9 protein-coding genes are annotated in these 8,867 nt (G+C 50.6%); 6 read left to right on the plus strand and 3 right to left on the minus strand.

All coding sequences use genetic code 11. The annotated features are described in order from the left end of the window. Positions 1 to 135 precede the first annotated feature (135 nt). Both IXB28_RS04190 and hemF read right to left on the minus strand, forming a co-directional pair. Entirely contained in the window at positions 136 to 498 is a 363-nt protein-coding gene (locus IXB28_RS04190) for an STAS domain-containing protein (protein ID WP_215617285.1), read from the minus strand. Positions 499 to 969: 471 nt separating this feature from the next. Beyond that, entirely contained in the window at positions 970 to 2,007 is a 1,038-nt protein-coding gene (gene hemF, locus IXB28_RS04195) for an oxygen-dependent coproporphyrinogen oxidase (protein WP_215617286.1), read from the minus strand. Between the two features lie 350 nt (positions 2,008 to 2,357). Between hemF and IXB28_RS04200 the strand changes: the two genes are divergently transcribed. The 6 genes from IXB28_RS04200 to IXB28_RS04225 all read left to right on the plus strand — a co-directional run bounded on the left by IXB28_RS04200 (position 2,358) and on the right by IXB28_RS04225 (position 8,124). Then, positions 2,358 to 2,924 carry an SRPBCC family protein gene (locus IXB28_RS04200; protein ID WP_215617287.1) on the plus strand — a complete coding sequence of 189 codons (567 nt, stop codon included), beginning with the start codon at positions 2,358 to 2,360 and terminating at the stop codon, positions 2,922 to 2,924. A 226-nt stretch (positions 2,925 to 3,150) separates the two neighbouring features. Then, a complete protein-coding gene (locus IXB28_RS04205; protein ID WP_215617909.1) occupies positions 3,151 to 4,218 on the plus strand; it encodes an Mrp/NBP35 family ATP-binding protein in 1,068 nt (355 codons plus the stop codon). A 54-nt stretch (positions 4,219 to 4,272) separates the two neighbouring features. Then, positions 4,273 to 5,529 (plus strand): rod shape-determining protein RodA, encoded by a 1,257-nt coding sequence (gene rodA, locus IXB28_RS04210; RefSeq protein ID WP_215617288.1) that lies wholly within the window; start codon positions 4,273 to 4,275, stop codon positions 5,527 to 5,529. A 79-nt stretch (positions 5,530 to 5,608) separates the two neighbouring features. Then, entirely contained in the window at positions 5,609 to 5,803 is a 195-nt protein-coding gene (locus tag IXB28_RS04215; RefSeq protein WP_216862954.1) for an NAD(P)H dehydrogenase subunit NdhS, read from the plus strand. 146 nt (positions 5,804 to 5,949) lie between these two features. Further along, positions 5,950 to 6,594: an HAS-barrel domain-containing protein gene (locus tag IXB28_RS04220; protein WP_215617289.1), complete on the plus strand. Its 645-nt coding sequence runs from the start codon at positions 5,950 to 5,952 to the stop codon at positions 6,592 to 6,594. 603 nt (positions 6,595 to 7,197) lie between these two features. Beyond that, complete coding sequence (locus IXB28_RS04225) at positions 7,198 to 8,124, plus strand: hypothetical protein (RefSeq protein ID WP_215617290.1); 927 nt, start codon at positions 7,198 to 7,200, stop codon at positions 8,122 to 8,124. A gap of 94 nt (positions 8,125 to 8,218) precedes the next feature. Here the strand turns inward: IXB28_RS04225 and IXB28_RS04230 are convergent. Next, the coding region (locus IXB28_RS04230; RefSeq protein ID WP_215617291.1) for a WD40 repeat domain-containing protein at positions 8,219 to 8,867 on the minus strand (649 nt) is incomplete at its 5' end.

The raw sequence follows: 8,867 nt of genomic DNA on the forward strand, positions 1-8,867 counted from the left end.
ATCCTGAATGCCTGCCTTGACAAGCCACTAGGGCACAAAATTTTAATTAAAGCTTTCATCCAATCAGCCTAAGGCAATGGCTTGGCGTTGCCGACCATGGCTGCTGGTGAGGTCCCCTCCAAAGCGTTATAGGCTTTAGAAGGTCATCGGCTCAGGGGCCGCGTTAAGGGCTTCTTCCTCGCTTTCGTAGATGGCAAAGACAGAATCCATCATAGTGACTTCAAAAACCAGTTTTGACTCTGGATGCACATTGCAGAGCTTGAAACTGCCTTGCACCTTGTCGGCATCTCTCATCCCCGCTACAAGGGAGGTTAACCCCGAGCTATCTATAAAGTTAACTTCGCTGAGATTAACAATAATGTGAGGAGTCGTATTTTCGATGCACTCCTGTAGCCTTAGGCGAAATTGCCAAGCAGTTGTAATATCCAATCGCCCCTGAGGCGAGAAAATCACTACCTGCTGACTACTATCAGGAGAACTGACGATTCTTTGCTCCATAGTGACCGGCCCTTAATATCTGCGGATACTCAAATGTGCTGATACCTGATGCACGTAAGCTCAACTTACGCCTACCCCTAATGATGCCCTTGAGTTCGAGAGAAAGGACGACAAAAGTAGCCCTTACGACAAATCGCTGAATTTCATTGACGTATAGCTCAAGTTGCGGTACGGCAGCGTGGCATAGTTGTAGTGACAATTCAAATTAGTATGCAAGCACGAACATGCCATATCAGGACATTTGCTGCGATTAGTTTAAGGTCTGTACTAATGCTGGCTATGGACTGCTGGCCATCTAAAAATGATGCTGGGAGCGTCAGATAAGTCGATAAATTTAAGCGAAAACCACGAACTCCTATGGGTCTTTTCACTTAAGTATATTTTGTATTATAGCTCCCCATCAGGAAACGACGTTCCTAATGGGGAGCTAATTATCAAATGTCTGATATATCCGAAGTGATGGAGGGCGCCTTACGCTTTCCAGTTAACCCAGTCTTGAGGCTTTAGGAAAATATCGTAAAGCTTGGATTCGGGCGTACCTGGCTCAGGCGCATAGCTATACTCCCAGCGCACCATGGGGGGCAAAGACATCAGGATAGACTCTGTGCGACCGTTGGTTTGTAGGCCAAAAATGGTGCCTCGGTCGTACACAAGATTGAACTCAACGTAACGACCGCGACGGTATAGCTGGAAGTTGCGCTGATGCTCGCCGTACTCGGTATGGCGACGCTTTTCTACGATGGGCACGTAGGACGGTAAGAAGGAATCGCCGCAGTCGATGGCAAACTTAAAGAGGTCTTCCCAGCTACGCTGTTTTGGCTGGCCTATCTGCTTGCTGTGCTTGGCTGCAGGACCATCTTGACTGGGACCGCGATATAGCTCACCGGTGCCATCCTGATAGTCAAAGAAGACGCCGCCCACTCCCCGGGTTTCCTGGCGGTGCTTTAGGTAGAAATATTCGTCACACCATCGCTTGAAGGTGTTGTAATACTCGGGGTGGTTGCGATCGCAGGCATCCTTAAGGGTTTTGTGGAACTGCACCACATCTTCCTCAAAGGGATAGTAAGGCGTTAGGTCAATGCCACCGCCAAACCACCAAACCGGACCGGCCTCAAAATAGCGGTAGTTTAGGTGCACCGTCGGAATGTAGGGATTGCGAGGGTGCAGCACCATAGATGTCCCAGTGGCATAAAAGCCATGGCCTTCTGCCTCGGGACGCTGCATCAAAATCGAAGGTGGCAGGCGATCGCCCCAAACCTCAGAGAAATTTACGCCGCCTTGCTCAAAAACATCACCCTGCTTCATAACTCGTGAACGACCGCCACCGCCGTCGGGACGAGTCCACTGATCTTCTTCAAACTGGCCAACACCATCAACCTCGGCCAGTTTCTGACAAATGCGATCCTGTAGGCCCTTAAACCCAGCACTCACACGTTCACGGGAGTCACTGGGAGGAGCAACCGGACTAGATACCTTCTGCGTAGAATTCTGCGTAGAAGCGATGACCATGGCGATCTCGAGCTAAAAAAACAAAATTAAAAAACTTGGTGCTGCTGGCAACGTCATCCTTAGTAACGATGACACATGCACCCAAAACTACTGCCTGAAACGCAGACGCTAAGAACAGCTAGTAATGATAATGAACCACGATTTCGAGCTTTTTTAACCAACTTGACACACAGTGTGACAATCCTTGACAAAAGCTCGAGCCTATGTGGACACAAGGTTACGGCTTCAAAACAAAATCTAAACCAGGGTTGCACGTTAACCCAGGGTTAAAATACCTTTCAAGATAGAAAATATTCAACCTCTACGGATGGTTAGTTTCTTGGAAATCTAAATAGGTCCCCCTTGCATCTATGCTTCGACTCTGGTTCCAGTCACTAATAGAGAAAAATTTGAACCGGGCTAATGCCATTTGTTCGAATATTGTCTCTTTTGCTTCTAGTCAAGGTAATCCTCGAACCTTAGCCAAACACTATCAAGTCAGCAGCACGGCTTCCATTGAAACTCTTTGGCAAACCATCAACGATTTGGCCGGGTTAGCCTCATGGCATCCCCTAATTACCTCCACCAATGCCCCCAATGGGCAGCAGGCCAAACCCGGCTTGATTTATCGAGTGTTTGCGCGCTGGGTGCCGGTCCCGATCAAAATATTTGTAGAAAATGTCTTGCCCGGTGAATATATTAGTCTGCGCATATTTCCCCTGCCGGGTGTGGAAGAAAGGGCCATTTACCGATTAGAGTCCGGACTCTATGGCACCTTGGTTTCCTATTCCGTTGAACTGAAAGGTTGGCTCTCGCCCGTAGCCTGGTCATTTTTACAGCCCTATGCCGCCCGTGTTGCCGATGCCCTGGCCCAAGCCGCCGAACAAGCTACCACCTCCGGTATTGTTCCCAAGCATTATCGCGACATTTTTAGCTAGCTAGTCCAAAAAAATACAGCCAAAGCTTTCTATGGATGGCCCGACTGCATTGGGCATCAGGACGTAGAATAGATGGCAAACATTTTCTTAACCGTTGCTGATTTACAGGATGGCTAAGGCCGCTGGTTTTGTAATCGAGCAAAAACCTAGGTCCTAAGCGATGCCTAGGATCAGCGGCGTAGCTTGATAGAAATCTGTCCGTTTATACCCGTCTTTCACAAACATGATGCCGACAACCGAGGCAATTCTGGACGCGCTGCGCCCCGTTCAAGATCCTGAGCTGCAAAAAAGCTTGGTGGAACTCAATATGATTCGCAATGTGGCCGTCGATGCAGGTCATGTGAGTTTTACCTTGGTGCTAACAACGCCGGCCTGCCCCCTCAAAGAATTTATCGTTGAAGACTGCGAAAAAGCAGTGAAGGCGCTTGCGGGGGTAACCTCAGTTGATGTGGACGTTACCGCAGAAACCCCTCAGCAAAAATCGTCTTTGCCGGATCAGCAAGGCATTGATAACGTCAAAAATATTTTGGCTGTTTCCAGTGGTAAGGGCGGCGTTGGCAAGAGTACGGTCGCTGTCAATATTGCCGTGGCTTTAGCCAAAGCGGGGGCCAAAGTCGGATTGCTGGATGCGGATATCTATGGCCCCAATGCCCCCATCATGATGGGGGTAAAGGATGGCAATGTCGTTGTCAGGGATGGCACCGATGGCCAGCAAGAGCTAGAACCGGCCTTTAACCATGGGGTCAAACTCGTTTCCATGGGGTTTTTAATCGATCCAGACCAGCCGGTTGTGTGGCGAGGCCCCATGCTCAACGGCATTATTCGTCAATTTCTCTACCAGGTGCAGTGGGGGGAGTTGGACTACCTAATTGTGGATATGCCCCCCGGCACCGGTGACGCTCAGCTGACGATGGCCCAGGCGGTGCCCATGGCGGGGGTGGTGATTGTCACTACGCCGCAGGACGTGGCCCTTTCGGACGCTCGCCGTGGCCTAAAAATGTTTCAACAGCTAAATGTGCGCGTGTTGGGCATTGTGGAAAATATGAGTTACTTTATTCCCCCGGATATGCCGGACAAGAGCTACGACATTTTTGGCTCCGGAGGCGGTGCTAAGGCTGCCGAAGCATTGGGTGTGCCCCTATTGGGCTGTGTTCCCTTAGAAATGCCGGTGCGGAGCGGTGGCGATGAGGGTAAACCCATTGTTTTGGCACAGCCAGACTCTGGTGCCGCTGAAGCGTTGACTAAAATTTCACAACAGGTTGCTGCCAAAGTGTCCGTTGCGGCGCTGACTTAGATCCCTAGGCGGCCTACAGGCCCTGCCCCTACACGAGCAAAAGGTTTTGCTGCTATGGCTCAAACCACATTTTTAGGCAAATGGTTTCATCGCTGGTTACATCCCTGGCGTGGTATCGACTGGCTACTGTTGCTATTCCCCGTTGGGATTACCCTATTTTCCAGTTTGCTGATCGCCAGCACCCGACTCTATACCGGGGAGACCGACCTGGCTTGGAACCATGTGGTGATGTGCGCTTTGGGCGTCATCATTTGCATGTGGTTAGCCCGCAGCCGCTATGAATCTTTGTTGGAATGGCGTTGGGTTATCTATTTAATCACCAACGTTTCCTTGGTGGCGGTAATGCTCATAGGAACGGTTGGTAACGGTGCCCAGAGCTGGATCAGTATCGGTGGGTTCAATGTCCAACCCTCCGAATTTGCCAAGGTCGGCATCATTATTACCCTAGCGGCCACCCTGAAAGATCGAGAATCTACTACATTGGCGGGGCTGTTAAAGGCCTTAGCCATTACCGGTGTGCCATGGGCGCTGGTATTTTTGCAGCCTGACTTGGGTACTTCCTTGGTATTTGGGGCCATTGTGTTGGGGATGCTCTATTGGAGCAATATGAATCCCGGCTGGCTGGTCTTACTGATATCTCCAATTGTTGCCGCAATTATCTTTAATCTGTACATTCCCGTGTGGATAGGCTGGGTGATTTTGATGGGCGTCATTGCTTGGATGACCCTGCCATTACGCTGGTACAGCACTTTAATTATTGTTGTTGTCAATTCAATTGCGGGTAAAATCGGTGAGCTGTTGTGGAGCCTGTTGCAAGACTATCAGCGGGATCGACTTACATTATTTCTTAATCCTGAACAGGATCCATTGGGTGGGGGGTATCACCTAATTCAGTCCCGTATTGCCATTGGGTCGGGCCAGCTTTGGGGGCGAGGTCTTTTCCATGGCACGCAGACGCAGCTAAGCTTTATTCCCGAGCAACATACCGACTTTATTTTTTCGGCCCTTGGCGAAGAACTTGGCTTTATGGGGGCTTTGGCCATGGTGCTGGCCTTTTGGTTTATTTGCCTGCGGCTGATCATCATTGCCCAAAATGCGAAGGATAATTTTGGGTCGCTTTTAGCCATCGGCGTGCTGTCGATGATTGTATTTCAGGTGGTGGTTAATATTGGCATGACCATCGGGCTGGCACCCATTACTGGAATTCCGCTGCCGTGGATGAGCTATGGACGCTCTTCATTGCTGACGAACTTTATTGCCGTGGGCATTGTCGAGTCGGTGGCGAATTATCAACATCGGTTGAAATTTTGAGCCCCCTAAATCCCCCTGGGAAGGGGACTTTGAGTAGTAAAAAGGTTAAAATGTTGATTGGAAGTTTACGAAGCAATCAATGATCATTTTGCCTGGTTCTCCGGTCAAAGTAACTAATGTAAACGATACATACTATGGGTTTCAGGGATTAGTGCAGCGGATTACAGATGGCAAGGTGGCCGTTCTGTTTGAAGGGGGCAACTGGGATAAGCTGGTTACCTTCAGAATGTCTGAAATTGAAGTGGTGAAGCCGAAGCGCGGTAAGAAAAAGTAGATTTACCTGCTGCTGTTATGACCGTGCTGCTATGCGGGGCATCCACCAGGAATGCCCCGAATGTTGATGCAGGTTAACTCGGCAGGATGTAATTTTGGGGATATGGTGCTAACGTACTAAATGCGTTTGTACTATGTCGCGGAATTATGCGTCTTCCCCTACCCCAGCTGACCGAGCGTGAGCGACATCCGGCCCACATTGCTGAGGTGATCGAAACCGCAACCACGGAGTTTTTGGCCCAGTGCTTAGAGCCGGAGGATTTGAGTTTTCCGGCGATGCCGCCTTTTGGGAGCTGGGTAAAGGCATTTGATGAGGAAGCGGGCAATCAAATTTATGGGGTGGTTTACCATGCCACCACCAGCCCAATTGATTCGGTACATCGAGCGCGGGCCTTGGGGATGACGTTGGAAGATTTGCGGCAGCAGCAGCCCCAAATTTTTGCAATGTTAAAGACTGAGTTTCGAGTGGCGATCGTCGGGTTTGAGGCGTCTGAGAGGGATCGACGCAACTACCAGCATTTGCCACCGCGGCCGCCCCAGGTGCACCAGGCGGTGTATCGTTGCGACCCGGATGAGGTGATTGGCTTTACGGATGAGTTGGATTTTTTGCGCACGCTTTTACAGGTGAGTGCGGTGCCCAGTGAGAGTTTGGTGGCGGCGACAATTCGTGAGGTGTATCAGCTACGGCAATTTGATAGGGATTGGCTGGTGTTGGCTGGTCGCACGGTGGGGACGTTGCTAAAGGATGACTATGATCGACTGCGGATGATCCTAAATCAGATTCATCCTTAAGGAAAACGCAATCAATTAAATCCATAATTTTCACCGCTAGCCACAGAGGACTGAGCGGAGTCGTATAGCCCTATGGGCATCGGTAAACCCAATGTGCAAGGTCTCCCTTGGAGTTAGTCCGGCAAAATTGGACGTTATTTAATCGCCATTCCTAAACATGGGCTTTAGTAATTTTTCCATGCCCCCCGAAATACTTCCTCCACCGTCCGAAATGTTGCAATCATCTGTGGAATATATCTATGGCAATTGATGGATGCATCTACCATGCTGTTGTCCAGGTGGTTTGGTATGGCAAGTTGTTGAATATATGTAGCGTGCGGTTCTTTGCCAATTGAGGATTACGTTATCTCAGATCTTGCACCAAGTCGGTTTTGAGCCTTAACCCCACATTGGATTCAAAATCCAACGCTAATTGAGGGCTGTCCACTAAAGGGGCAAGATTGGATTAGCCTTGGCACTTTTAGTCCAAGGTGGGCCGTGCTTCATCACCAGGTGCAAGATTTAAGTTATTGCTGTTTGCACCATGCGCTATCAAAAATTTTAGGCATAATTATTGCCGTTGCTCACCTGGCGAATGTTGTTATAAATTCGGGGCATGGGTGTATGAAATGGGATTATCTGATCCAAGGATTTGCCCTAGTGGGCTTAGGTTTATTTGCTGGCGCTGCTCATGCGGACGATAGTCGCCCGCCCACGGCTCGGTATGCTGCTGGGGAAGAGGTGGATCTTGCGTTGATTGTGACAGAGTGGAAAGATCGCTATCCTGACATTCCCGTATTTGCCTGTGCCTGTGATGCGGCATCGTGTGATAGTTCAGCGCGCTGGCCATTTCGTCGCTACGACCGATATCAGCTGACTGTTTCCCTGGGGCCATTCAATGGGGCCTATACCGAAAGTTTAGGGTTCAATTGCTTGGATATTGAGTCAGGTCAGGGGTTGAATGAAGTCTCGCAAGCGCCTCCTGAACCCATGGAGCCACCTGAGGAAAATTTAGCTGCTCCTAATGCGGCTGTATCGGCCGATCGCACTAGCCTGGTTTTGACTTGGCCAGATGCCCGGACCAACAGGATTGATGTGACGGGCTGGACTATTAATATTTTGGATGCCTTGGACTGCGAAACGCTCACCCAGGTGCCGGAGAAAACATTCAGTGCCCGGTTTATTGCAGGTGATCCTGTTGTTGATCCGCTTACGGATAATGTGGCGGTGCCGGTGGTGTTAGATGAGTGTGTTGAGACTCAAGTTTCTGCCGTATTTGTTGTGGACCCCCAGGGGGTGGCTGCCTATGGTCTGTACCGGGTGCAGGTGCCGGGGGCGCAGCCGCTGGCTAATGAGTTTTCTAGCTATGGTTTGTCTAGTATTAGTGGGGTGCATTATTGGGACTCTACGCTACTGGTGCGCAATGGATCGGCCTCAGGGGCGGAGACAATGCTAATGTTTCGGCCTTATTTAACCCCTGCTGGTAAGTTTGTTGCCTGTGGCACCGTGACACCTGGGGAAGGTGACGCTATTCTTTGCCCGGCGGAGTAGGGGGAATTCTCTTTAGGGGCACCGCATGAAAAGAAGAGGCTGCTGTAAGTCTGGGGTATGCGTGGTCTCTCTTTTGAAGCCGATGTGGGATACTTTAGCCCCCCAACCACTCTCGCATATCAGACCACACACCCTGCAACTGCGATGCTAAAGACGACTGCACTGGCACCGCAGACAACGGCGACGGAGATAAAACATCGTCACAAAGCGCTTTTTCTTCAGGTGGCGTAGCCGGGTTAGCCATATAGTCGCTTAGCCAATCACAGCTCCTAGCAATAAGATTATCCAGATCAAAATTCCAAAGAATAACGGTGCCATCGTCGCTACCGGAGGCGAGGGTCTGTCCATCGGGAGAGAAACTCACGCTCCAGACCCAATCCGTATGGCCCTCTAGTGTTTGCAGTTCTCGTCCAGAGCGGTCCCACAGCTTGACGGTGCCATCGGAGCTACCGGAGGCGAGGGTCTGTCCATCGGGAGAGAAACTCACGCTACTGACCGTACCCGTATGGCCCTCTAGTGTTTGCAGTTCTCGTCCAGAGCGGTCCCACAGCTTCACGGTGCCATCGGAGCTACCGGAGGCGAGGGTCTGTCCATCGGGAGAGAAACTCACGCTCCAGACCCAACCCGAATGGCCCTCTAGGGTTTGCAGTTCTCGGCCTGAGCGGTCCCACAGCTTCACGGTGCCATCCTCGCTACCGGAGGCGAGGGTCTGGCCATCGGGAGAGAAACTCACGCTCCTGACC

Origin of the sequence: Leptothoe kymatousa TAU-MAC 1615 (assembly GCF_018739865.1) — a bacterium.
Taxonomy (GTDB): Bacteria; Cyanobacteriota; Cyanobacteriia; order Phormidesmidales; family Phormidesmidaceae; genus Leptothoe; species Leptothoe kymatousa.